Source organism: Streptomyces sp. NPDC059828 (genome assembly GCF_042731955.1).
GTDB lineage: Bacteria > Actinomycetota > Actinomycetes > Streptomycetales > Streptomycetaceae > Streptomyces.
Window position 1 is genome coordinate 24,901 of sequence record NZ_JBHWIW010000042.1, and the last position, 23,619, is coordinate 48,519.

18 protein-coding genes are annotated in these 23,619 nt (G+C 70.8%); 13 read left to right on the forward strand and 5 right to left on the reverse strand.

What is annotated here, in order from left to right; genetic code table 11:
- The first annotated feature begins 246 nt into the window (after positions 1-246).
- The gene (locus ACFV6V_RS23385; RefSeq protein ID WP_385568191.1) at positions 247-2,370 is read left to right on the forward strand and encodes a putative bifunctional diguanylate cyclase/phosphodiesterase; all 2,124 of its coding nucleotides are present in this window, start codon (positions 247-249) and stop codon (positions 2,368-2,370) included.
- Positions 2,371-2,479: 109 nt separating this feature from the next.
- On the forward strand, positions 2,480-3,178 hold the full coding sequence (locus ACFV6V_RS23390) for an SMI1/KNR4 family protein (protein ID WP_385568194.1): 699 nt from the start codon (positions 2,480-2,482) through the stop codon (positions 3,176-3,178).
- A 197-nt stretch (positions 3,179-3,375) separates the two neighbouring features.
- On the opposite strand, the gene ACFV6V_RS23395 is transcribed toward ACFV6V_RS23390, so the two are convergent.
- Entirely contained in the window at positions 3,376-4,416 is a 1,041-nt protein-coding gene (locus ACFV6V_RS23395; protein WP_385568196.1) for an aromatic acid exporter family protein, read from the reverse strand.
- Positions 4,417-4,655: 239 nt separating this feature from the next.
- Here ACFV6V_RS23395 and gatC point away from each other — a divergent pair, with 239 nt between their 5' ends.
- From gatC to gatB, 4 genes are read left to right on the forward strand one after another with little or no spacing between them, the layout of a single operon-like run.
- Positions 4,656-4,952, forward strand: coding sequence for an Asp-tRNA(Asn)/Glu-tRNA(Gln) amidotransferase subunit GatC (gene gatC / locus ACFV6V_RS23400; RefSeq protein WP_010984178.1), 297 nt, complete (start codon positions 4,656-4,658; stop codon positions 4,950-4,952).
- Positions 4,953-4,957: 5 nt separating this feature from the next.
- Complete coding sequence (gatA, locus tag ACFV6V_RS23405; protein WP_385568199.1) at positions 4,958-6,457, forward strand: Asp-tRNA(Asn)/Glu-tRNA(Gln) amidotransferase subunit GatA; 1,500 nt, start codon at positions 4,958-4,960, stop codon at positions 6,455-6,457.
- Complete coding sequence (locus ACFV6V_RS23410) at positions 6,454-6,693, forward strand: hypothetical protein (protein WP_361289188.1); 240 nt, start codon at positions 6,454-6,456, stop codon at positions 6,691-6,693. The genes gatA and ACFV6V_RS23410 overlap by 4 nt, the downstream gene beginning before the upstream one ends.
- 16 nt (positions 6,694-6,709) lie before the next feature.
- Positions 6,710-8,224 carry an Asp-tRNA(Asn)/Glu-tRNA(Gln) amidotransferase subunit GatB gene (gene gatB, locus ACFV6V_RS23415; protein WP_385568202.1) on the forward strand — a complete coding sequence of 505 codons (1,515 nt, stop codon included), beginning with the start codon at positions 6,710-6,712 and terminating at the stop codon, positions 8,222-8,224.
- A gap of 75 nt (positions 8,225-8,299) precedes the next feature.
- On the opposite strand, the gene ACFV6V_RS23420 is transcribed toward gatB, so the two are convergent.
- Entirely contained in the window at positions 8,300-9,208 is a 909-nt protein-coding gene (locus ACFV6V_RS23420) for a hypothetical protein (RefSeq protein ID WP_385568205.1), read from the reverse strand.
- 285 nt (positions 9,209-9,493) lie between these two features.
- On the opposite strand from ACFV6V_RS23420, the gene ACFV6V_RS23425 reads away from it, so the two are divergent.
- Positions 9,494-9,667 carry a hypothetical protein gene (locus ACFV6V_RS23425; RefSeq protein ID WP_385568208.1) on the forward strand — a complete coding sequence of 58 codons (174 nt, stop codon included), beginning with the start codon at positions 9,494-9,496 and terminating at the stop codon, positions 9,665-9,667.
- Between the two features lie 48 nt (positions 9,668-9,715).
- Positions 9,716-12,841: an AAA family ATPase gene (locus tag ACFV6V_RS23430; RefSeq protein WP_385568210.1), complete on the forward strand. Its 3,126-nt coding sequence runs from the start codon at positions 9,716-9,718 to the stop codon at positions 12,839-12,841.
- Positions 12,842-12,902: 61 nt separating this feature from the next.
- Here ACFV6V_RS23430 and ACFV6V_RS23435 read toward each other — a convergent pair whose 3' ends face one another.
- The 3 genes from ACFV6V_RS23435 to ACFV6V_RS23445 form a co-directional block, all read right to left on the reverse strand.
- Positions 12,903-13,079 carry a DUF6191 domain-containing protein gene (locus ACFV6V_RS23435; RefSeq protein WP_385568213.1) on the reverse strand — a complete coding sequence of 59 codons (177 nt, stop codon included), beginning with the start codon at positions 13,077-13,079 and terminating at the stop codon, positions 12,903-12,905.
- Between the two features lie 14 nt (positions 13,080-13,093).
- Positions 13,094-14,278, reverse strand: a complete 1,185-nt coding sequence (locus ACFV6V_RS23440; RefSeq protein WP_385568216.1) for a PQQ-dependent sugar dehydrogenase — start codon at positions 14,276-14,278, stop codon at positions 13,094-13,096.
- Positions 14,279-14,416: 138 nt separating this feature from the next.
- Positions 14,417-15,490: an aldo/keto reductase gene (locus ACFV6V_RS23445; protein ID WP_385568218.1), complete on the reverse strand. Its 1,074-nt coding sequence runs from the start codon at positions 15,488-15,490 to the stop codon at positions 14,417-14,419.
- Between the two features lie 75 nt (positions 15,491-15,565).
- Here ACFV6V_RS23445 and ACFV6V_RS23450 point away from each other — a divergent pair, with 75 nt between their 5' ends.
- From ACFV6V_RS23450 to ilvC, 5 genes are all read left to right on the forward strand, one after another.
- On the forward strand, positions 15,566-16,519 hold the full coding sequence (locus ACFV6V_RS23450) for a 2-hydroxyacid dehydrogenase (RefSeq protein ID WP_385568220.1): 954 nt from the start codon (positions 15,566-15,568) through the stop codon (positions 16,517-16,519).
- A gap of 435 nt (positions 16,520-16,954) precedes the next feature.
- Positions 16,955-19,837 (forward strand): putative bifunctional diguanylate cyclase/phosphodiesterase, encoded by a 2,883-nt coding sequence (locus ACFV6V_RS23455; protein WP_385568223.1) that lies wholly within the window; start codon positions 16,955-16,957, stop codon positions 19,835-19,837.
- A 212-nt stretch (positions 19,838-20,049) separates the two neighbouring features.
- On the forward strand, positions 20,050-21,945 hold the full coding sequence (locus ACFV6V_RS23460; RefSeq protein ID WP_385568225.1) for an acetolactate synthase large subunit: 1,896 nt from the start codon (positions 20,050-20,052) through the stop codon (positions 21,943-21,945).
- A 34-nt stretch (positions 21,946-21,979) separates the two neighbouring features.
- On the forward strand, positions 21,980-22,504 hold the full coding sequence (ilvN, locus tag ACFV6V_RS23465) for an acetolactate synthase small subunit (RefSeq protein ID WP_385568228.1): 525 nt from the start codon (positions 21,980-21,982) through the stop codon (positions 22,502-22,504).
- 113 nt (positions 22,505-22,617) lie between these two features.
- Entirely contained in the window at positions 22,618-23,619 is a 1,002-nt protein-coding gene (gene ilvC, locus ACFV6V_RS23470; RefSeq protein ID WP_361289156.1) for a ketol-acid reductoisomerase, read from the forward strand.

A 23,619-nucleotide genomic window follows, 5' to 3' on the forward strand; every position in this document is an offset into this window, starting at 1 on the left:
GGAGTGGCACGTATGATCGAGCATTCACTCTGATGGGCTCACCCGATCGGCGCATATCAGAGGGATAAGGGTGGCCGGGTCGCAATCGGGCAAGAGCTGTAGAGCGCTGCCCGTACGGGCCTTCCGCAGCCTACTGTTGAGTTGTGCGTCTGTCGTACACGGCTGCGTGGCGAGGTTTCGGCCGTGGTGGCATGACAGGGAGCCCATCGCGTGGCATCGGCACCGCCGGCTGTGAGAGGGACGGGTATGGAACCGACCGAGAGCGCCGCCCCGGTCTCACGGCCGCGTGGTTTCCGGAGGTTTGCGCGTATCCCCGCCAGGATGCCCTCCGTGGTCGTGGGGCTCGCCGGCCTCGCCCTGGCGGCAGGCATCGTCGCGGCCGTGAGGCAGGGGCACCCGCTGTTCCCCGCCGGGGTCGAGGGCTGGTCCCTGGCCGTGCTCACCGGCATCATCGTCGGCCACCTGGTCGCGCTGGGCCGCGACCGCTGGTGGGGCGGCACCGGCTCGGGTGCCGCCCTCACTCTCGCCGTGCTGCTGCTCTACGGCTGGGTGCCCGCGGGTCTGGTCAGCCTCGCGGTCGTGCTGCTCGTCGGTGCGGCTCGCAGGCACCGCTGGCGGCAAGGGGTGCTGCACGGAGCGGCGGATGTCCTCGGCGTCGGGGCCGCGGCCCTGGTGCTCGCCGCGTTCGGCGACGTGCCCACCGTGGACCAGCCCTGGTCGCCCGTGGAATGGGGGGCTGACGCCGGGCCCGAAGTGGTGCTCGCGGCCACCGCCTACCTCGGCGTCACCCGAACGGTGCTGTGGTACACGCTGGCGCCGCAGGGCGGCGGACTGCCCACCGCCGCCCGTACGGCCCTGCTGCGGCAGGGCCTTGTCGCGGTGGCCCTGCTGGGGATCGCCCCGCTGATCTGTGTGGTGGCGACCGCGATGCCGATCCTGCTGCCGCTCTTCGCCGTGCCGCTGATCGCTCTCGACTCCACCCTGTGGATCGCCCGGGCACGTGCCGAGGAGCAGTTGCGCGATCCGCTGACCGGCCTGCCCAACCGGCAGTGGCTGCTCGAGCGCACCTGGGCGGCGATCGAGGAGGCCGAGGGCGTCGGCGCCCGGTCCGCGCTCGTCCTCATCGACCTCGACCGCTTCCGCTCCGTCAACGACACCCTGGGCCATCTCGCGGGCGACCGGCTGCTGCTTCAGATCGCCGACCGGCTGCGCGTCGCCCTGCCGCGAGGAGCGGAGGCGGCCCGGCTCGGGGGTGACGAGTTCGCCGTACTCCTGCCGACCGCCGACTCCACCACCAGTGCCCAGCGCGTCGCCCGCCACCTCGTGGGCCAGCTCTCCTCACCGCTCGACCTCGACGGGCTGACCCTCGTACTGGAGGCCAGCGCGGGGCTCGCGGTGTTCCCCGACCACGCGCTGGACGCCGAAGGGCTGCTCAGGCGGGCGGATGTGGCGATGTACCAGGCGAAGCGCGACCGCACGGGTGTCGAGGTGTACGAGTCCAAGCGGGACTCGAACACGCCGGACCGGCTCGGTCTGCTGGGCGACCTTCGCAGGGCACTGGACGCCGGGGAAGTGGAGTTGCACTACCAGCCCAAGGTCGGCTTCGACGGTCAGGTGGCCGGTTTGGAGGCCCTGGTGCGCTGGGTGCACCCGGACCGCGGCCGGGTGCCGCCCGACGAGTTCATCGCCATCGCCGAGTCCTCCGGGCTGATGCCCCATCTGACGGAGTACGTCCTGGAGACCGCGCTCGGCCAGGTCGCCCGCTGGCGCGCCCAGGGGCTCCATGTCCCGGTCGCCGTCAATGTGTCGCCCCGTGATGTCCACACCCCCGGATTCGCCGGGGCCGTCGCCGCCCGGCTGGCACGGCACGGCGTCCCTGCCGGAGCGCTCCAACTGGAGATCACCGAGCACGTGCTGCTGGAGGACCCGCAGCGCGCCGCCGACACCCTCGCCGGGCTCGCGGGTCACGGAGTGAAGATGTCACTCGACGACTTCGGCACGGGCTACTCCTCGCTGGTCCACCTGCGCCGGCTCCCGGTGAGCGAGCTGAAGATCGACCGGTCCTTCGTGGCCCGCCTCGCGATCGACGCACAGGACGCCGAAATCGTCCGCTGCACCGTCGACCTCGCCCATTCGCTCGGGCTGCTCGTGGTGGCGGAGGGCGTCGAGGACGACGAAACCTGGGAGCGATTGCGGGACCTGGGCTGCGACGCCGTCCAAGGGTGGCTCGTCGCCGCGGCGATGCCCCCGCAGGAGACCACGGCCTGGCTCCGCGCCCGCGGCGAGCACGGCTGGCGCCGCCCCGCGGGCGAACTGCCCGCCGCGGCCCCCGCGGAGGCGGACCGGCCTTCTGGCCATGTCGTGAACTAGCGCCTCCGCACTGGGCCCGGACAGGGCTCGGATGGTCTCGTGGCCGAGGGCGTCGCGTCGGGGCGGAAGCAGCAAGGGCCGTGTCAGTGGCAGGACCTATGGTCCACGCATGATTGATCAGAAGTGGACTGGTGTGCGGGAGCGCGTCATGCGACTGGGCACTGAGCCGGCGAGTGGTGAGGTGTTCGGGGCGGGCGGGCATGGGTGGGCCCTGGAAGAGCCGCTCACGCAGGACGAACTCGCTGCACTCGAAGGCCAGACGGGCGCGAGCTTGCCGGAGGAGTACCGGACGTTTCTGACACGCGTTGGCGCCGGAGGTGCGGGTCCGGCCTATGGCGTCTTTCCCGTGCGGCTCGTGCAGGGCCGCTGGCGATGGGAGGGCGACGGCGCGGACATGGCCGACCTGTCCCTGCTCGCCGAGCCGTTTCCCGAGCAGGGCCCGGACCCCGAGGCCCTGGACACGCTCCTGGCCGAGCGCCCCGAGGAAGAAGCCTTCGAGGAGACCGAGGACTTCGACGACGCGATCGAGGCGTGGGACGAGCGGTGGGATGCCCTCATGTTCGCCCCCGAACGCACAGCAGGTGCGATCGTGATCTGCCACTTGGGCTGCGCCCAGCGGGAATGGCTGATCATCAGCGGCAGTCACCGTGGCACGGTCTGGTCCGACCGTCGGGTGGACGACGCCGACCTCGTGCCGCTCCTTGACGACGCCGGGAGGCCGGTGACTTTCGCTCGCTGGTACCTCGGATGGCTGGAGAAGGCCGAGCGCACCGTGCTGAGCGCGGACCCGGCCGGACCGGCTCGCTGAAAGGCGCTCGGTCGCAGATCGCCCGGACAGGACCTGGTTCCGGGTTCCGCCAGTCCTGGAGGGTCCGTCCAGCCCGGAACACCGGTGTTGACGCCGGCGCCGGTCAAACCGGTCGAGCTGCCGGCGTACCCGTTCGAGTACATGCTCGCCCCCTCGAGATCGGCCATGCGATTTGCGCACCGGGCAACGCGGTCGGGTCACGTGTTCGCTTTGCTCGCCCCGTCGTCCCCGTCGTCGTGCGGCTCGCCCAGGTCGTCCAGGTCGTCCAGGATCCGCTGGAAGGGGCGCCGCAGAGCCACGTCGACGGGACCGGGCATGGCGCGCCTGAAGGCGGCCAGTTCGCCGCGGGCCGCTGTGATCGCGGGCCCCGTGTCCGCGCCCTCCATGCGGCGTTCGACGGCCTGTGCGGTGGACGCGGCGATCGCCGCACAGGGCAGCCGCGCCTGGGCCGCGTCCTTGACGGCATCGGGCCGGGCGGTGAAGAACGCGACCTCCCTGGCGAGCACCTGGAGATGCGAGGCGATCCCGGCCGCGACGGCCGTGCGCCGGGACAGGTCCCGCACGACGCCCCTGTGCCGCCGGTGCCACGGATTGAACACGAGGAGGCGCTCGGCCTGGCCGGCCTCCTGGGCCGTGTGCTGGAGGTCCCGCATGTCCTTCCGTACGCGTGCGAGATTGTCCCGTGCGGCGGTCGTATCGGTGCCCAGCACGGCGATGGTGCCGGTGAGCGCGCGCACGAGCCGTGCCCCGCAGTCCCGCACGGTCGCAGACAGCACACGACGGGGATCAGGCGGCCACAGCAGCGAGCCGAGTGCCACGGTCACCAGGGCGCCGACGGCGGTCTCCCAGACGCGGTCGAACCCGTAGGCAGCGGGGCTGGGGTTGGCGAACACCAGCAGGGCGGACACCGCGACCTGGACGTTGAGCTCGCGGCCCGGGCGCAGGACCGCCCCGATGACCAGACCCGTGCCCACGACCAGGGCCAGGGTGAACGTCTGCGGGCGCAATACGTTCAGGACCCCGATCCCGAGCAGGACCCCCGCGACCACGCCCAGGACCCGGCTGAGCGAGGTGACCACCGCGGATTCGGGGCTGCTGCGCATGGCGAACAGGGGGACAAGGGCGGCGAAGACCGGGGGCTGGTCGGCGCCCAGCCACACCGAGGTCTGCCAGGCCACGGCAGCGGTGACCGTGATCCGGGCGACCACGGGTCCGTCGGCGGTCACGATCGTACGCACCGGACCATCGCTACCCCATCGGCGCGGCCGGCCCGCGGCAGGCGGCGGGCCGGGGCCGCGGAGTCCACCCGAGTGCCCCAGAACCACCGGGGTGCCGCCTCGACAGCCTCGACCGCCCCTGGGAATGAACCGGACATGACCGCGGCCCGGAGGGCGGCCGGGCAAAGCGTTTCGCGGGGACGGGCGGCGGCCCCATAGGATTGGGCCAAAACCCGAACACTCACCCTGAGGATCGCTGCATGCCTGGCATCACGCGCGAGGAGGTCGCCCACCTCGCCCGGCTGGCGCGTCTGGAGCTGAAGGCCGAAGAGCTCGACCACTTCGCCGGACAGCTGGACGACATCATCGGCGCGGTCGCCCGCGTCTCCGAGGTCGCCGACCAAGACGTGCCGCCGACCTCTCACCCGCTGCCGCTGACCAACGTCATGCGCGCGGACGAGGTCCGTCCGTCGCTCACCCCCGAGCAGGCGCTTTCCGGCGCCCCCGCGCAGGAGCAGCAGCGTTTCAAGGTGCCGCAGATCCTGGGGGAGGACTAACAACCATGACGGACAGCACCATCATCAAGCTCACCGCGGCGGAGATCGCCGCGAAGATCGCCTCCGGCGAGCTCACCGCAGTCCAGGTCACCGAGGCGCACCTGGCCCGTATCGAGGCCGTGGACGAGAAGGTGCACGCCTTCCTCCACGTCGACCGGGAGGGCGCGCTCGCGCAGGCCCGCGCCGTCGACGAGAAGCGTGCGCGCGGCGAGAAGCTGGGCCCGCTGGCCGGTGTGCCGCTGGCGCTGAAGGACATCTTCACCACCGAGGGCATCCCGACCACGGTCGGTTCCAAGATCCTCGAGGGCTGGATCCCGCCCTACGACGCGACGCTCACCAGGCGGCTGAAGGACGCCGACGTGGTGATCCTCGGCAAGACCAACATGGACGAGTTCGCCATGGGGTCTTCCACCGAGAACAGCGCGTACGGCCCGACCGGGAACCCGTGGGACCTGACCCGGATCCCCGGCGGCTCCGGCGGCGGCTCATCCGCCGCGCTGGCTTCCTACGAGGCCCCGCTCGCCATCGGTACGGACACCGGCGGCTCGATCCGCCAGCCGGCCGCCGTCACCGGCACCGTCGGCGTGAAGCCCACCTACGGCGCGGTCTCCCGCTACGGCATGGTCGCCTTCTCGTCCTCCCTGGACCAGGGCGGCCCCTGCGCCCGCACCGTCCTGGACGCGGCGCTGCTGCACGAGGTCATCGCCGGGCACGACCCGCTGGACTCCACGTCCATCGACGCCCCGGTCCCGCCCGTGGTCGAGGCCGCGCGCAACGGCTCGGTGGCCGGGATGCGTGTCGGCGTGGTCAAGCAGTTCCGCGGCGAGGGCTACCAGGCAGGCGTGGTGCAGCGCTTCGACGAGTCGGTCGAGCTGCTGCGCGAACTGGGCGCCGAGATCGTCGAGCTGGACTGCCCGTCCTTCGACCTGGGCCTCTCCGCGTACTACCTGATCGCCCCGTCCGAGTGCTCGTCCAACCTCGCCCGCTTCGACGCCATGCGCTACGGCCTGCGGGTCGGCGACGACGGCACGCGGTCGGCCGAGGACGTCACCGCCCTCACCCGTGAGGCGGGCTTCGGCGACGAGGTGAAGCGCCGGATCATGCTGGGCACCTACGCCCTGTCGTCCGGCTACTACGACGCGTACTACGGCAGCGCGCAGAAGGTCCGCACGCTCATCACCCGCGACTTCGAGAAGGCCTTCGAGCAGGTAGACGTGATCGTCTCGCCGACCACGCCGACCACCGCCTTCCCGATCGGCGAGCGCGCCGACGACCCGATGGCGATGTACCTCGCCGACCTGTGCACCATCCCGACCAACCTGGCCGGCAACGCGGCGATGTCGCTGCCGTGCGGTCTGGCACCGGAGGACAACCTCCCGGTCGGTTTGCAGATCATCGCCCCCGCCATGAAGGACGACCGCCTCTACAAGGTGGGCGCCGCCGTTGAGGCGGCTTTCGTGGCGAAGTGGGGCCACCCGCTGCTGGAGGAGGCACCGTCACTGTGAGCACGCTGCAGAAGGCCAAGGGCTTCAGGAAGTCCAAGACCGGCACCTATGTGGCCATGGCCAGTACCGCGGTCGGCGCGATCAGCGTCGCCAAGCAGGCCAAGAAGGCGCGTCTGGAGCATGACACGCTCCGCCTGATCGACGCGGCCGTGTCCGCCGCCGCCATCGTCACCGGACTGGCGATCCTCTACCGGGAGCTCAAGCGCCTGGGCGACGACGACGTCCTGTTCGGCTGAGAGGGAAAGTTTCACCGTGACCGTCACGACTGAACTGGTGTCGTACGAGGACGCCCTCGCGGCCTACGACCCCGTCATGGGCCTGGAGGTCCATGTCGAGCTCGGCACCAGGACCAAGATGTTCTGCGGCTGCTCGACCGCCCTCGGCGCCGAGCCCAACACGCAGACCTGCCCCACCTGCCTCGGTATGCCCGGCTCCCTGCCGGTGATGAACGCCATCGGCGTGGAGTCCGCCATCAAGATCGGCCTCGCGCTGCACTGCGAGATCGCCGAGTGGTGCCGCTTCGCCCGGAAGAACTACTTCTATCCGGACATGCCGAAGAACTTCCAGACCTCGCAGTACGACGAGCCGATCGCCTTCAACGGCTATCTGGACGTCCAGCTCGAGGACGGCGAGGTCTTCCGGGTGGAGATCGAGCGCGCCCATATGGAGGAGGACACGGGCAAGTCGACGCACGTCGGCGGGGCCACCGGCCGTATCCATGGCGCGTCCCACTCGCTCCTCGACTACAACCGTGCCGGTATCCCGCTGATCGAGATCGTCACCAAGCCGATCGTCGGCGCGGGTGAACGCGCTCCCGAGGTGGCCAAGGCGTATGTCGCGGAGCTGCGCGAGCTCATCAAGGCCCTCGGTGTGTCCGAGGCCCGCATGGAGATGGGCCAGATGCGCTGCGACGTCAATCTCTCGCTGATGCCCAAGGGCAGCACGCGGTTCGGCACCCGCAGCGAGACCAAGAACGTCAACTCGCTGCGCAGCGTGGAGCGCGCCGCACGCTTCGAGGTCCAGCGGCACGCCGCCGTGCTGAACGGCGGCGGCAAGGTCGTCCAGGAGACCCGTCACTTCCACGAGGAGGACGGCTCCACGACCTCGGGCCGGATCAAGGAGGAGGCCGAGGACTACCGGTACTTCCCGGAGCCCGACCTGGTGCCCGTGGCACCCTCCCGTGAGTGGGTCGAGGAGCTCCGGGCCACGCTGCCCGAGCTGCCGCGTCTGCGCCGCAACCGGCTGCGCGAGGAGTGGGGCATCTCCGAGACGGACATGCAGTCGATCCTCAACGCGGGTGCGGTCGATCTGATCGTGGCCACCGTCGAGGCGGGCGCCGACTCCGCTTCGGCCCGTAAGTGGTGGATGGGCGAGCTGGCCCGCAACGCCAACGAGTCGGGCCGCGCCCTGGAGGAGCTGCCGATCACCCCGGAGCAGGTCGCCCGGGTGACCGCCCTGGTCACCGACGGCTCGCTCAACGACAAGCTGGCCCGCCAGGCCATCGAGGGCGTCCTCGCGGGCGAGGGCGACCCGGACACCGTCGTCGAGAAGCGCGGATTGAAGGTCGTCTCCGACGAGGGCGCGCTCGGCGCGGCCGTGGACGAGGCCATCGCGGGCAACGCCGCCATCGCGGACAAGATTCGCGGCGGCAAGGTCGCGGCGGTCGGCGCACTGGTCGGCGCGGTCATGAAGGCCACGCGCGGGCAGGCTGACGCGGCCCGGGTGAAGGAACTGATCCTGGAGAAGCTCGGCGTCTCCGAGGGCTGAGCACCTGCGTTGTGAGGGCGGGACACCGGCGGTGTCCCGCCCTCACACGTTCCCGTGCACTGGCGCTGTGAGCCCTCAGCTCGTGCGTATCCCCAGACCGGGGAGCCACAGCTCACCCCGGTCGCTGACCCCCATGTCCCGCACGATGAGATCGTCCGGCGTCACGGCTCCCCGTGCCCGCAGCTCCGTCACCGTCAGCCGTGCGGCCAGCCGGGCCGCGTTCTCGTACACCTCGTGGAACACCGACTGCCACCAGCCCCGGTCCCTGGCGTGCCAGCCCCGCCCTCTCATCTGGCGCTCCCGCTCCGGCCCCTGCCCATTGTCCCGGTCATCGACGGCCACGCCCAGTCCCTCGTCCGGGTTGTAGGAGACGACGAGCTCGCGCCCGGGATCCCGGCTGGACAGGATCGTGAAGCCCGCCCAGTCACCCGGCAGCTGGACCGGCAACTGCTCGGCCCAGGCTCCGAGCATCAGTTCCAGAGCCTTCTCCAGATGCTCCCAGGAGCCGGCGAGCCAGGCGCCCGCCCGGGTCACCGGGCGCTCACCCGGACCGTTCCGGTACAACTGCCAGCTGTACGGCAGCAGATCGAAGTCTCCGGCGCCGGCCGGCGACCGGATGTCGCCCCAGGCGAAGCTGCGGTACTCCTCTTCCTCCAGTATCTCCGTATGGTGCACGGACAGCCGGGCGCCGAAACGGTCACCCGACAGCAGCAGCAGTCTGCTGTCGTCGCGCCAGCGGACATTCGGCCCCTGGGCCGATCCCCCGTACAGCGTGGGCTCACCGACGCGGTCCACGATCGCCCCGTACACATCCCGGAGCGCCTCGCGCCGAGCGAGCGCGCCGGCCCCCGGTTCATAGCTCACCACCGGGACCGGTGGACGGCCGGCGTATCCCCCCGGCTCGTCGTATAAGTGCCAGGCGAGCCCGGCGGCCTCTCCTGGCGAACTGACAGCAATGGTCCTCGACGCCCCCGTATCAGTCATGCCTCCATGCTGCCAGGCAGCGCTGACAACGCTGCCAATTCCTCATCTCCGGCTGACGGATCGGACCCTTTGGCGCGATCTCGACTAGGCCTTGCCCGCGTTGGGCCCGGACAGGGTCTAAGGCGCGCCGTGGATCCGGAGGCCGTCGCCTAAGGCCCCGCGGCCGCCAAGATGCGGCACTCGACCGATGCGGTCGCGCCGCCTGGGAGAAGAGAGTTGAGGCACCCCTGACGGCGAGGGCCGGCGTGAACCGCCGCCCACCATGTCACCAACGAGGAGAGCACCGTGTTCGAGTACCAACTTCACGAGATCCGCCACGCCGAGCTGGTCCGCCGGGCCGAGAGCGAGTGGCTCGCGCGCCATGTGCGGCGGGCCGGCCGCACCGGGCGCAGGCCCGCGGCACATGGCTCGGAGGGGCCGGTGAGCGGCAGCCGGAACCGGCACGAGCAGGGCGCCTGAGCCCGTACCGGGCCGGCCGCGCTCATGGCCCCACCCCTGGTCACACCCATGACGGACACTCAGGAGACCTCGAGGCCCGGTGCCGTCGCACCGGGTGCCTGTGCGATGCTCTGGGCCGTGCAGACCAGGTCAGTCAGCCCCGTGTTCGTCGGCCGAACAGCCGAACTCGCCGCCCTCACCGGTGCGCTCGCCCGAGCCACCGGTGGGGGCGCTTCACAGGGCCCCTGCCCGCAGCCGCAGGCGGTCCTCGTCGCCGGCGAGGCGGGCGTGGGCAAGACCCGCCTCATCGAGGAGTTCCGGGAAGCGGCCCGCGCCGACGGCGCCGTCTGCGCCATCGGCGGCTGTGTCGAGATCGGCGCCGAGGGACTGCCCTTCGCCCCCTTCTCCGCCGCCCTGCGCAGTCTTCGCCGGCAGCTGCCCGACGAGTTCGCCGCCGCAGCCGCAGGGCGGGAGGAGGAACTCGCCCGGCTGCTCCCCGAACTGGGCGGGATCTCGCACCCGCAGGTCCGGCACGACGAGGAGAGCCGGGCCCGGCTCTTCGACCTCACCGTCCGCCTCCTCGAACGCCTGGCCGCCGACCGCACCGTCGTCGTGGTCCTGGAAGACCTCCACTGGGCCGACGCCTCCACCCGCCAACTGCTCGCGTATGCCTTCCGCACGCTCCGCAGAGGGCGCCTCGCCGTCATCGCCACCTACCGCGCCGATGACATCCACCGCCGTCACCCGCTGAGACCGCTGCTCGCCGAACTCGACCGGCTGCGCACCGTCCAGCGTGTCGAAGTGCCCCGGTTCAGCCGTGACGAGGTCGGCCGTCAGATGGCCGGAATCCTTTCGAGCGAGCCGGCACCGACCCTCGTCGACGACGTCTTCGAACGCTCCGACGGCAACGCCTTCTTCGTCGAGGAACTCTCCGTCGCCGCCAGTGAAGGCTGCTGCCCCACCCTCAGCGACTCGCTGCGCGACCTGCTGCTCGTCCGTGTCGAAGGACTCCCGGAGCACGCCCAGCGGGTCGCCAGGATCGCCGCCGAAGGCGGCTCCACCGTCGAGTACCCGCTGCTCGCCGCGGTCGTCGGACTCGGTGAGGAAGAGCTGATCGACGCCCTCCGCGCCGCGGTCGGCGCGAACATCCTGCTCGCCACCCCCGACGGCGACGGCTACTGCTTCCGCCACTCGCTGGTGCGCGAGGCCGTCAGCGACGATCTGCTGCCCGGTGAGCGCTCCCGGCTCAACCGCCGCTATGCCGAGGCACTGGAAGCCGGTCCGGCGCTCGTCCCCGCCGACCAGCGTGCCGCCCGGCTGGCCAGCTACTGGTACCACGCCCACGACGCCGCCAAGGCGCTGCCCGCCGTACTCGACGCCTCGGCCGAGGCCCGCCGCCGTCATGCCCACGCTGAGCAACTGGAGCTGCTGGAACGGGCGATGGAGCTGTGGGACGACACGCCGGACGAGATACGGGCGGGACTACGGCCCCTGTGCCATGCCGAGGCCTACCCCCCGCTGTCCCTCTCCCCGGGGGACACCGGGGCGAGCGCGGGGCCGCCGCACTATCTGGACCTCATGGCCGAGGCGGCGGTCGCCGGACGGCTCAGCGGCGAGCGGGACCAGGCGCTCAAGACCATCAAGCGCGCACTGCGGCTGATCGACGAGAAGCAGGACCCGCTGCGCGCAGCCTGGTTCTGGTCACAGCGGTCGCGGCTGGTGCAGAGCCAAGCACGCGGAGACGGCTGGAAGGAGCTCGCCACCGCACAGGAACTGGTGCGCGGGCTGCCACCGTCGGAAGTGCACGCCGAGGTGCTCGCGGCCGTCGCCGGCTGGTGCTGGCTGCACGAACCCGGACCCGAAGCCCTCGCGGCGGCCCAGCGCGCCGTCGAGTACGCCCGGATGGTCGGCGCCTGCGAGATCGAGATGAACGCCCGGATCACCCTGGGCGGCCTCATGGTCGACGCGGGCGGCGTGGAGGCGGGCCTCGCCGAGATATACGAGGTCACCGAGCAGGTCGTGAAGCTGGGCTTCGCGGCCCTGGTGGGACGCAGCCATGTGAACCTGCCGTCCGTCCTGGAAGGCGTCGGCCGTTCCCAGGAGGCCCTCGGCCTCCTGGAGAAGGGCCTCGTGCTGTCCCGCACCTACGGTCTGCTGGACTCCGAAGCCTGGGTGTGGAGCAATCTCTCCGAGTCCTACTACGCCCTCGGCCGCTGGGACGAGGCGGCGGAGACCGCCGCGCAGGTCGAACGGGTCGGCCAGAGCGCCAAGCCGCGCGGCGCGGGAGCCTCCAGGCTCGCCTACCTCGCGCTCGCCCGCGGTGACATGGCAGGTGCGGTCCACTGGCACGAGACCGCCGCCGGGCACTACGGCACCCATGACCCCATGCCGCAGCAGTCCATACCCCTGGCCCGGATCTCCATCGGCATCGCCGGAGGCGAAGGCCGCTTCCACGATGCCCGCGCGGAGCTGCACCGTGCGGTGGCCACCGGTTTCCCGCCCGGTACGCAGCGTTACGCCTGGCCGCTGCTGCTCGCTGCGGCCACCATCGAGGCCGATGTGCGCGGGCTGCCCGCCGTCGCAAAGGGCCGCGACGAAGCGCTGACCACGATCCGCAGCGCCGCCAAGGCGCTGCCCTCGGCCGTGCCCGTATGGATCGCCTATGAGCGGTGGGTGCGGGCGGAGCTGCTGCGCGCCGACGCGCGGGACACCCCGGACACCTGGGCGGAGGTCGCAGAGGCCTTCTCGGCGGTCGACCGTCCCTATGACGTGGCCCGCGTACGCCACCGCCTGGCCGAGTCCCTGCTGGCCACCGGGGACCGCGAGCATGCCGGCACACTGCTGCGTCAGGCCCATCGCACCGCGGAACGCCTCGGCGCCCGCCCACTGACAGAAGCGGTCACCGGTCTCGCCCAGCGTGCCCGGCTACGGCTCGCCGAGCCTGCCTCCGAGAGCTGCCCGGCGGTCTCGGCACCCGCCCCCGTCGACGACCTCGGGCTGACTCCCCGCGAGCAGGACGTGCTGCGTCTGGTGGCGATCGGCCGCACCAACCGCCAGATAGCCGGGGAGCTCTACATCTCGCCCAAGACGGCGAGCGTGCATGTCTCCAACATCCTGGCCAAGCTGGGTGTATCCGGCCGCGGTGAGGCAGCCGCGCTGGCCCACCGGCTACGGCTCTTCCCCGCAAGCGCCTGAGCAGCCCCTGCGGCGCCCGGTGAAGGCTCCGGGCGGCTCGTCCGTGCCCCGCGGTGGCCCGTCAGGCTCCGGGCGTCTCGCCCCGGGTGCGTATGACGACCTTCCCCGAGGCCAGATCTATCTCGCCGTGCCCCGGGTCCCCGTCGCCGACATCCACCCTGGTCAGCTGGAGACGGTTGCGCTCGTCGTCGGTGTGCTTGCGGCTGGGTGCGAAGAGTTGCTCGATCAGAGTGAACACGGGCCGCCCACCTCTCACTCGACCTCGAGTCGCAGGATCCTGTCGTCCGCCGGCCCGGGTGTGCCTCTGGTGTCCGTCTCGCTGGTGACCAGCCAGATTGCCGCGCCGCCCCCGGCTCCGCCGACCGGCAGGACCGTGCGCAGACGGCCGTACTCTCCCTGGAGGAACGCCTGGGGGGCCGCGGAAGGTTCCGCACCGGCCAGGGGGATCCGCCACAGGCGCTCGCCCCTCAGCCCGGCCATCCAGATCGATCCCCCGGCGTACGCGATTCCGCTCGGCGACGCGTCGCCCGTGCGCCACTGCGCCACCGGGTCCACAAATCCGGACCTGCGGCCCCTGCCCTCCACCTCGGGCCAGCCGTAGTTCCTGCCCGGCTCGATGAGATTCAGCTCGTCCCAGGTGTTCTGACCGAACTCGGAGGCCCACAGCCGCCTCTCCGAGTCCCAGGCGAGACCCTGGACATTGCGGTGCCCGTAGGAATAGACCAGGGAGTCGGGCCAGGGGTTGCCGTGCACCGGCTGGCCGTCCGGGGTCATCCGCAGGATCTTGCCACCGAGTGACTGCTTGTCCTGCGCGAGGCCGGTGTCGCCCGTCTCGCCCGTGCCCGCGTACAGCATCCGGTCGGGGCCGAAGGCGATCCGGCCGCCGTTGTGGACGGTCCCCTTCGGGATGCCCCGCAGGATGGTGTCGGGCGCGCCGAGTTGCTGTCCGGCGGGCTTCTTCTCGTCGTACAGCATGCGGGCGATCCGGTTGTCCGACTCCGTCGTGAAGTAGGCGTACACCAGATGGTCCGACGCGAAGGCCGGGGAGACTGCGAGGCCCATCAGCCCACCTTCTCCGGCCGGGGCGACCCCGGGCACCGAGCCGATCTCGGTCTTCTTTCCGCTGGCGGTGTCGATCCGGGTGATGGTGCCCTCGTCGCGCGATGACACCAGCAGATCGCCGTCGGGCAGGGCGGTCAGCCCCCACGGGGACTTCAGATCCTTCGTCAGGGTCGCCGCCACCTTCACCGCCCCCTTGGCGGGTGGCGCGGCCGGAGCGGTGCCGGAGCCGGTGGGGGAGGGGGCAGCTGCGCTCGTCGGCGGGTTCTTGCGACCGGCGTCCTGACCGGTGCCGGCACCCGTGTCGCCGGATGAGCAGCCCGCGGCGAAGAGCAGGGCGGCTGCGGCCAGAACGGCCGTCGCGGCTGGACGTTGCACTGTGGAGTCCCTTCACCGGACTGCGGGCGAGTGTGCGCGGGTGCGGACGGGCCGGCGCCCTGGAGCTCCCGTGCACTGTTCATACGCCACGGGGGTTCCCGAGGTTCCCGTCTCCGTTCAGGATCACGAGGACGGGTGCTACCAGTCCCAGGATCCCCTGGCCGGTGGCAGTGCCGCGATCTCGGCCATGTCCCACGCGGTCAGTGCGAGCTCCGCCGACGCTGCGTTCTCCACGGCCCAGCACTCCCGCTTGGCGCCCGGCACCGGCACCACGTGCAGGCCCTGGCCGCGGGCCCAGGCGAGCGCCACCTGCGCCGGGGTGGTTCCGTCGCCGTGGCGCCCCGCGATCCTTCGCAGTCCCGCCACCAGAGGCTGGTTCGCCGCCATCATCTCCGCCGTGAACCGCGGGTGCCGGGCTCGCAGGTCGTCCGGTTCGAAGCCGCCACCCGGTGTGAGCGTCCCGGAGAGGAAACCGTTGCCGAGCGGCATCGCGGCCAGGAAGCCCACGCCGCGCGCCTCGCACCAGGGGAGCAGGTCAGCCAGCGCGTCCGGCGACCACACCGACAGCTCGGCCTCGACCGCGCTGACCGGGAACACCTGCTGGACACGCTCGAGCTGACGAATCGTTTCCGCATGGCGTCCGGGCTCCGCATGGCGCACGGACCCCGCGTGCCGTCCCGCTCCGCCGGCCCGGCCGGGCCGTGACGTGCCCCTGCCCGATCTGCGCGCCGGGTCCGCAGTCATCGCGCACAACCCGAGCGCGCGCACCTTGCCCGCCTGGACCAGCTCCGCCATCGCGCCCCAGGTCTCCTCCACCGGCACCTCAGGATCCGCCCGGTGGAGCTGGTAGAGGTCGATCACGTCGGTCCCGAGCCGCCGCAGTGAGGCATCGCACGCCCGACGCACGTAACCCGGCCGCCCATTGGCCACGATGTGCTGGTCGCCGCCCACCAGCAGACCCACCTTGGTCGACACGAAAGCGTCGTGGCGCCGCTCCTTCAGTACCCGGCCGAGCAGCAGTTCATTGGTGAAGGGGCCGTACATGTCGGCCGTGTCCAGCAGACTCACACCCGCGTCGAGCGCCGCGTGCACCGTTCGCAGCGCACGGTCGCTCCGCTGCTGTGATGTGGTGTAGGCCCAGCTCATCGGCATACAGCCGAGACCGACCGCGCCCACTTCGAGAGCCGCCGCGCCGATTGTCCTGCGCTCCACCTGCCCGTACCCCTCCTTGTGCCGCACCCAAAACTAACCTCTGGCGGCCACCGTGCTTCGCATAGCCTCCTGTCCATGAACGCAGCAGACGTCTGGCTCCCCGTCGCGGCCGATGAGATCGAGGGACTCCCCGCCCCTGCGGCGTCGGGGCTCACCTACCGTTTCTGGGACGGCGGCGAGGAGTTTCCCGCCGATCCCGCAGACTGCGCCTTCTATGTCGTCCCGTACATGAAGCCCACCGAGACCGTGGTGCGGCCGCTGGCCGCCATGACGTCCGTTCAGGTGGTCCAGACCCTCACCGCCGGCATCGACCACGTGGAGCCCGGACTCGGATCTCTGCGCGCGGGCGTACGCCTCTGCAACGCCAAGGGGGTGCACGAGGCGAGCACCGCCGAGCTGGCCCTCGCCCTCGTCCTGGCCTCCCTGCGGGGCATCCCCCGCTTCGTGGAGGGCCAGCGCAAGGAGGAGTGGCGGTCCGGCTTCTATCCCGCGCTGGCCGACAAGTCCGTGCTCATCGTCGGCTACGGCTCGATCGGCGCGGCCATCGAGGACCGGCTCACGCCCTTTGAATGTGCGCGGGTGGCGCGCGTCGCGCGCTCCGCACGTGCTACGGAGCGCGGTCAGGTGCACCCACTCTCCCAACTTCCGCTCCTGCTCCCCGAAGCGGACGTGGTGATCCTCTCGACTCCTCTCACTCCCGGCACCCACCACCTGGTGAACGCGGACTTCCTGGGTCGGATGAAGGACGGCGCCCTGCTGGTGAACGTCGCGCGCGGGCCGGTCGTGGACACCAAGTCCCTCATCGAGGAGACCGCCACCGGCCGGATCACCGCAGCCCTCGACGTCACCGACCCGGAGCCGCTGCCACCAGGGCACCCCCTGTGGCATGCGCCGGGTGTGCTGATCAGCCCTCATGTCGGCGGCTCCACCTCGGCGTTCCTGCCACGCGCCAACCGTCTGATGGGGGACCAGCTGCGCCGCTTCGCGACCGGAGAGCCCCTGCGCAACGTGGTCCTCACCACCCGCTGACGACCTCACGGGGCACCGGCGCGTCCCTCCTGGCGCGCCGGGTGGACGAGCGCGCACGCTGCGCCGACACTCAGTGAAGTCATCCGGATGCGCCGCGTGTTGGTGGCCACCGCACGCCGTTACGCAGCGTAGAGAAACCCTGTCGCTGAGTGACGAGACTGGTGTATCGTCCCGACTTGGGGGCTGCGTCGTATACGGGGCGGCGCTACCGGAGCGTTCAGGACTTCGAGGGGGGCGACGGGCGATGTACGGCCAATGGACCAAGATTCCGAGCAGCAATCCGATCGGCAATCCGGCGGACGATCCGACGCGGCGAAGGCACCGCCGACCACTCTCGCGCACTCCGGTCTCGTGTGCACCGAGACGCGCCCTGAGGCGTGCACCGAAGTGCCGTTCCCGAGGACGGAGCCGGCTGAAGCTGACAGGAGCGGCGCGGTGACGTCCCAGGGAGCCGTCCTGACGCGCCCGCCCGTCTCCCACGGCGGCACGGGACGGCTGCCCCAGGTGGTGCTCGTGCTGGCCAGCGGAGGCTATGCCACCGGCGCGGCGTTCGGCTGGGGGTCCCAGCAACTCGCTCGCGTCATGGGTGATTTCGGGTTGAGCTTCGCCGCGCTGCTCGCCGCGGTCTCCTGCTTCCTCCACGCCCGCACACGGGGCGTCCGGTTTCGTCCCGCCTGGATGCTGTTCGCGTTCTCCTCCGCCATGGCCTCGTGCGGAAACGCCGTCTGGGGCTGGTACGAGGTGGTGCTCGGCGTGGCGGTGCCGAGCCCGTCCCTGGCGGATGTCTTCTTCCTCTGCTTCGCGCCACCGGCCATCATCGGGCTGCTCGTCCTCGCCAAACGCCCGGTGACCCGGGCCGGCTGGGTCTGCCTCGCCCTGGACTCCTGGCTGATCGGCGGCTCCCTGCTCACGCTCTCCTGGAGCCTCGCGCTGGCGCACACCGCGCACACCCAGGGAGAGAGCGTCTCGGAGGCGGCGCTGTCGCTCGCCTATCCGCTACTCGACATCGTCCTGGTGAGCATGGTCCTCGCACTGCACTTCCGGCGGTCCAACGCCAGCCGCCCGGCCATCAACACCGCGATCGCGGCCCTCGCCCTGACCGTCCTGTGCGACGCCCTGTTCACCTCCCCGCTGCTGCGCGAGAGTTACCGCTCCGGCCAGCTGCTCGACGCCGGCTGGTTCGCCGGCTCGCTCCTGCTCGCCTACGCACCCTGGGGGGTGCGCAGAATGGAGGCCGGCGCGGCGCAGTCGTCGCGCGGACCACGGCCTCCCGGCCATCTCGCCTTCAGCCGTCCCGTCACGGGTTCCCTCGCGGCACTCACGCCCTATCTGGCCGCTGCCGTCTGCACCCTGGGGATCCTCTACAACGTGACCGAGGGGCGCCGCGTGGACCGGGTGGTGCTCATCACCGGCTGCACGGTCGTCCTGGCCCTCGTCGTCCGGCAGGGCATCATGCTGCTGGACAACATCGCCCTCACCCATGAGCTGGCCCAGAAGGAGAACCACTTCCGCTCCCTCGTCCAGGGCTCCAGCGATGTCATCATGATCGCCGCACCGACCGGCGTACTGCGCTACGTGAGCCCGGCCGCCGCGGGGGTGTACGGGCGCGACGCGGACGAGCTCATCGGCTCCGAGCTGTCCTCGCTGATCCATCCCCAGGACCTGGGGCGTGTGGTCCACGAGGTGCGCCGGTTTCTGGCGGCCCGCCAGGCCGACGAGCCCACGACCCGTATCGAATGCCGCTTCAGATCCGGTACCGGCCAGTGGCTGAACGTCGAGTCCACCGTCAACCGCCATGAGGGCGGACTGATCTTCAACAGCCGGGATGTCACGGAGCGGGTGCGCCTCCAGGCCCAGCTCCAGCACAACGCCGAACACGATCCGCTCACGGATCTGCCCAACCGCGCGCTCTTCACCGAGCGGGTGCGCCGGGCACTCGGCGGCCGCAGAGCCGGTGACCCGGGCACGGCCGTGCTCTTCATCGACCTGGACGGCTTCAAGGGGGTGAACGACCGCCTGGGCCACCAGGCGGGGGACGAGCTGCTCATCCAGGCCGCGCGCAGGCTCCAGGAGTCCGTGCGGGCGGGCGACACCGCGGCCAGGCTCGGGGGTGACGAGTTCGCCGCCCTCATCCTCGGCCACGGCACGCGCGACCTGTCCGCGCACCAGAAGCAGGTGCAGGAGATCGCCGACCGACTGCGTCAGACCCTCTCCCAGCCCTACCGCGTCGACGGCAACGAGGTACGGGTCGCCGCGTCCATCGGCGTCGCCTTCGCCGAGCCGGGCATCTCGGCCGGCAATCTGCTGCGCAACGCCGACCTGGCGATGTACCGCGCCAAGGCGGCGGGCAAGGACCGGGTCGAGCTGTACGCACCCCAGATGCAGGCCGACACCGGCCGCCGGGCGGAGCCGCCCAGCCGGACGCGGGGCGCTCTCCAGGGCGGCGAGTTCGTGCTGCTCCACCAGCCGGTGGTCAGCCTCGAGACCGGAGTGATCGCCTCCGTCGCCGCCCAGGCGCGCTGGAGATCAGCCCAGGGCATCCTCTTCACGCCCTCCGAGTTCCTCCGGCTGTCCGAGGAGGGTGGTGGCCGCACCGCCGGGCTCGGCCGCAGGCTGCTCGAGGAGGCCGTGGGGCAGGCCGCCGAGCGCAGCCGCCGCGGTCACGACGTGCCCGTCTGCGTCCGGCTGTCCGCGCGCCGACTGCTGGACCGGTCCATTCCGCTCGCCTCCATCGAGGCGCTGCTCACCCGCCACGGGCTCCCCTCGGGCGCGCTGGTGCTCGAACTCGCCGACAGTGACCCCCGGATCTCCTTCGACGACCTGGAGCAGCGTCTGGTGACGCTGCGCCGCCTCGGGATCCGGATCGCCCTGGACGGCTTCGGCAGCGGATACGCGGCGATCAACGCCCTGCGCCGGCTCCCCCTGGATGTCCTGAAACTCGATCGCGGGCTGGTCGAGGGAGTGGTGGAATCGGCCCGATTGCACAAGATCACGGCCGGGCTGCTGAGGATCGCCTGCGACCTCGGGATGGAGTCCGTGGCGGACGGCGTGGACGAGCCAGAGCAGGTGCTCGCCCTGCGCGCCATGGGCTGCACCCATGGTCAGGGCATGGCATTCTCGGGACCACTGGACGAGTACCGGCTCCGTCACGCACTGGTGCGCAGGGAGTATCCGGTGCCCGGGCCGGCCGTTCCGGGTGCCTGGCCCGTCCTCAGCGGGGGCTGCCTGCCGGTGGGGCACTCGGCGCCTCCTGGCTCCGACCTCGTCGGACGTCAGCCAATCCGCTCAAATAATGAGACGCCCGTCCCACCCACTTGACAGTGACCGTGCGCCGGGGAGAGGGTCAGTGCCATGCGCACCCGAATTCTCGTACTTGGAAAGCGCGTCGGCTAGCAGGCCCCTGCACAGGTCTGTTCAACGCACCGGCGCGCTCCCCTCGCTTGCCTCCCGGCACGAGGGGTTTTTTGTTGCACTGGCACGGCACCCAACCCCGCAAAATCCCCGCAAAAACCCTCAGCTTCGAGAAGAGAATGCCGATGACCGAGCAGGCCACCGGGGCCCACCATCCGCAGCCGCGAGCCCGTACCGGCGGACCGGGCGGACCGGCCTCCACCGCCGTAGAGCACGTCACGGGCGCGCAGTCCCTCATCCGCTCTCTCGAGGAAGTCGGGGCCGACACCGTCTTCGGTATCCCCGGCGGCGCCATCCTCCCCGCGTACGACCCGCTGATGGACTCCTCCCGGGTCCGCCACATCCTGGTCCGCCACGAGCAGGGCGCGGGTCATGCCGCGACGGGCTACGCGCAGGCCACCGGCAAGGTCGGCGTGTGCATGGCCACCTCAGGGCCGGGTGCCACCAACCTGGTCACCCCGATCGCCGACGCTCACATGGACTCCGTCCCGATGGTCGCGATCACCGGTCAGGTCGCCAGCAAGTCCATCGGCACGGACGCCTTCCAGGAGGCGGACATCTGCGGCATCACGATGCCGATCACCAAGCACAACTTCCTGGTCACCAAGGCCGAGGACATCCCGAGGACGATCGCCGAGGCCTTCCACATCGCCTCCACCGGCCGACCCGGCCCGGTCCTGGTCGACATCGCCAAGGACGCCCTCCAGGCACGGACCACCTTCAGCTGGCCCCCGCAGGCCGACCTGCCCGGCTACCGGCCCGTCACCAAGCCGCACGCCAAGCAGATCCGCGAGGCCGCCAGGCTGATCACCCAGGCCAAGCGTCCTGTCCTGTACGTCGGCGGCGGGGTCATCAAGGCCCGCGCCACCGCCGAGCTCAAGGTGCTCGCCGAGCTCACCAACGCCCCCGTCACCACCACCCTGATGGCGCTGGGCGCCTTCCCCGACAGCCACCCGCTGCACGTGGGAATGCCGGGCATGCACGGTGCGGTCACCGCCGTCACCGCGCTGCAGAAGGCCGACCTGATCGTCGCCCTCGGTGCCCGCTTCGACGACCGGGTCACCGGCAAGCTGGACAGCTTCGCCCCGTTCGCCAAGATCGTCCACGCCGATATCGACCCGGCCGAGATCGGCAAGAACCGCGCCGCCGACGTCCCGATCGTGGGTGACGCCCGCGAGGTCATCGCGGACCTCGTCCAGGCCGTCCAGGCGGAGCACAATGAGGGCCACGCCGGCGACTACACCGCCTGGTGGCAGGACCTCAACCGCTGGCGCGAGACGTATCCGCTCGGCTACGACCTGCCGGACGACGGCAGCCTCTCGCCGCAGCAGGTCATCCAGCGCATCGGCCAGCTCGCGCCGGAGGACACGATCTTCGCGGCGGGCGTCGGCCAGCACCAGATGTGGGCCGCCCACTTCATCGGCTACGAGAAGCCGGCGACCTGGCTGAACAGCGGTGGCGCGGGGACCATGGGCTACGCGGTCCCGGCGGCCATGGGCGCCAAGGCGGGTATGCCGGACCGCGCCGTCTGGGCGATCGACGGCGACGGCTGCTTCCAGATGACCAACCAGGAACTGGTCACCTGTGCGCTCAACGGCATCCCGATCAAGGTCGCGATCATCAACAACGGCGCGCTGGGCATGGTCCGCCAGTGGCAGACCCTGTTCTACAACCAGCGCTACTCGAGCACCGTGCTGCACGCTGACGAGACGGGCCACCACACCACCGGCTCCCAGCTCGGCGCGTCCACCACACCCCGCAAGGGCACCAGGATCCCGGACTTCGTCAAGCTGTCGGAGGCGATGGGCTGCGTCGCCCTGCGCTGTGAGGACCCGGCCGACCTGGACAAGGTCATCGCCGAGGCCAACGCGATCAACGACCGCCCGGTCGTCGTGGACTTCATCGTGCACGAGGACGCCATGGTGTGGCCGATGGTCGCCGCCGGCACCTCCAACGACGAGGTCATGGCCGCCCGCGGGGTCCGTCCGGACTTCGGCGACAACGAAGACGACTGAGCGACCAGCGAGAGTAGAGAGAGACACCAAGACCATGTCCAAGCACACGCTCTCCGTCCTGGTGGAGAACACACCGGGCATCCTCGCCAGGATCGCCGCGCTGTTCTCCCGCCGCGGCTTCAACATCGACTCGCTCGCCGTCGGCGTCACCGAGCACCCGGACATCTCCCGCATCACCATCGTGGTCAATGTGGAGGACCTCCCGCTGGAGCAGGTGACCAAGCAGCTGAACAAGCTGGTGAACGTGCTGAAGATCGTGGAGCTCGAGCCCAGCTCCGCCGTTCAGCGCGAGCTCGTCCTGGTGAAGGTCCGCGCCGACAACGAGACCCGCTCCCAGATCGTCGAGATCGTCCAGCTGTTCCGCGCCAAGACCGTGGACGTCTCGCCGGAGGCCGTCACCATCGAGGCCACCGGATCGAGTGACAAGCTGGAGGCCATGCTGAAGATGCTCGAGCAGTTCGGCATCAAGGAGCTCGTCCAGTCCGGGACGATCGCCATAGGGCGTGGCGCCCGGTCCATCACGGACCGCAGCCTGCGTGCCCTCGACCGCAGCGCGTAACCCTCCCGACCTGTCCGGACCGCGGCTGCGCCCGGATACCGAGACTCGAAGACCATCCTGCGCCTCGCCGCCGTACGGTGGACGCAACACCAGAACACCCAAGGAGAAACCCAGTGGCCGAGCTGTTCTACGACGACGACGCCGACCTGTCCATCATCCAGGGCCGCAAGGTCGCGGTCATCGGCTACGGCAGCCAGGGCCACGCCCACGCGCTGTCGCTCCGTGACTCTGGTGTGGACGTCCGCGTCGGTCTGCACGAGGGGTCCAAGTCCAAGGCCAAGGCCGAGGAGCAGGGCCTGCGCGTGGTGACGCCGTCGGAGGCCGCCGCCGAGGCCGACGTCATCATGATCCTTGTCCCGGACCCGATTCAGGCCCAGGTGTACGAGGAGTCCATCGCACCGAACCTGAAGGACGGCGACGCCCTGTTCTTCGGCCACGGTCTGAACATCCGCTTCGGCTTCATCAAGCCCCCGGCCGGGGTGGACGTCGCCATGGTCGCGCCGAAGGGCCCGGGCCACCTGGTGCGCCGGCAGTACGAGGAGGGTCGCGGCGTCCCCTGCATCGCCGCTGTCGAGCAGGACGCCTCCGGCGACGCCTTCGCCCTGGCGCTCTCCTACGCCAAGGGCATCGGCGGCACCCGCGCCGGCGTCATCAAGACCACCTTCACCGAGGAGACCGAGACCGACCTGTTCGGCGAGCAGGCCGTGCTCTGCGGCGGTACCGCCGCCCTGGTCAAGGCGGGCTTCGAGACCCTGGTCGAGGCCGGCTACCAGCCGGAGATCGCGTACTTCGAGTGCCTCCACGAGCTGAAGCTGATCGTGGACCTGATGTACGAGGGCGGCCTGGAGAAGATGCGCTGGTCGGTCTCCGAGACCGCCGAGTGGGGCGACTACGTCACCGGCCCGCGCATCATCACGGACCAGACCAAGGCCGAGATGAAGAAGGTCCTCACCGAGATCCAGGACGGCACCTTCGCCAAGAACTGGATGGACGAGTACCACGGCGGTCTGAAGAAGTACAACGAGTACAAGACCCAGGACGAGAACCACCTCCTGGAGACCACCGGCAAGGAGCTGCGCAAGCTCATGAGCTGGGTGGACAACGAGGAGGCGTGA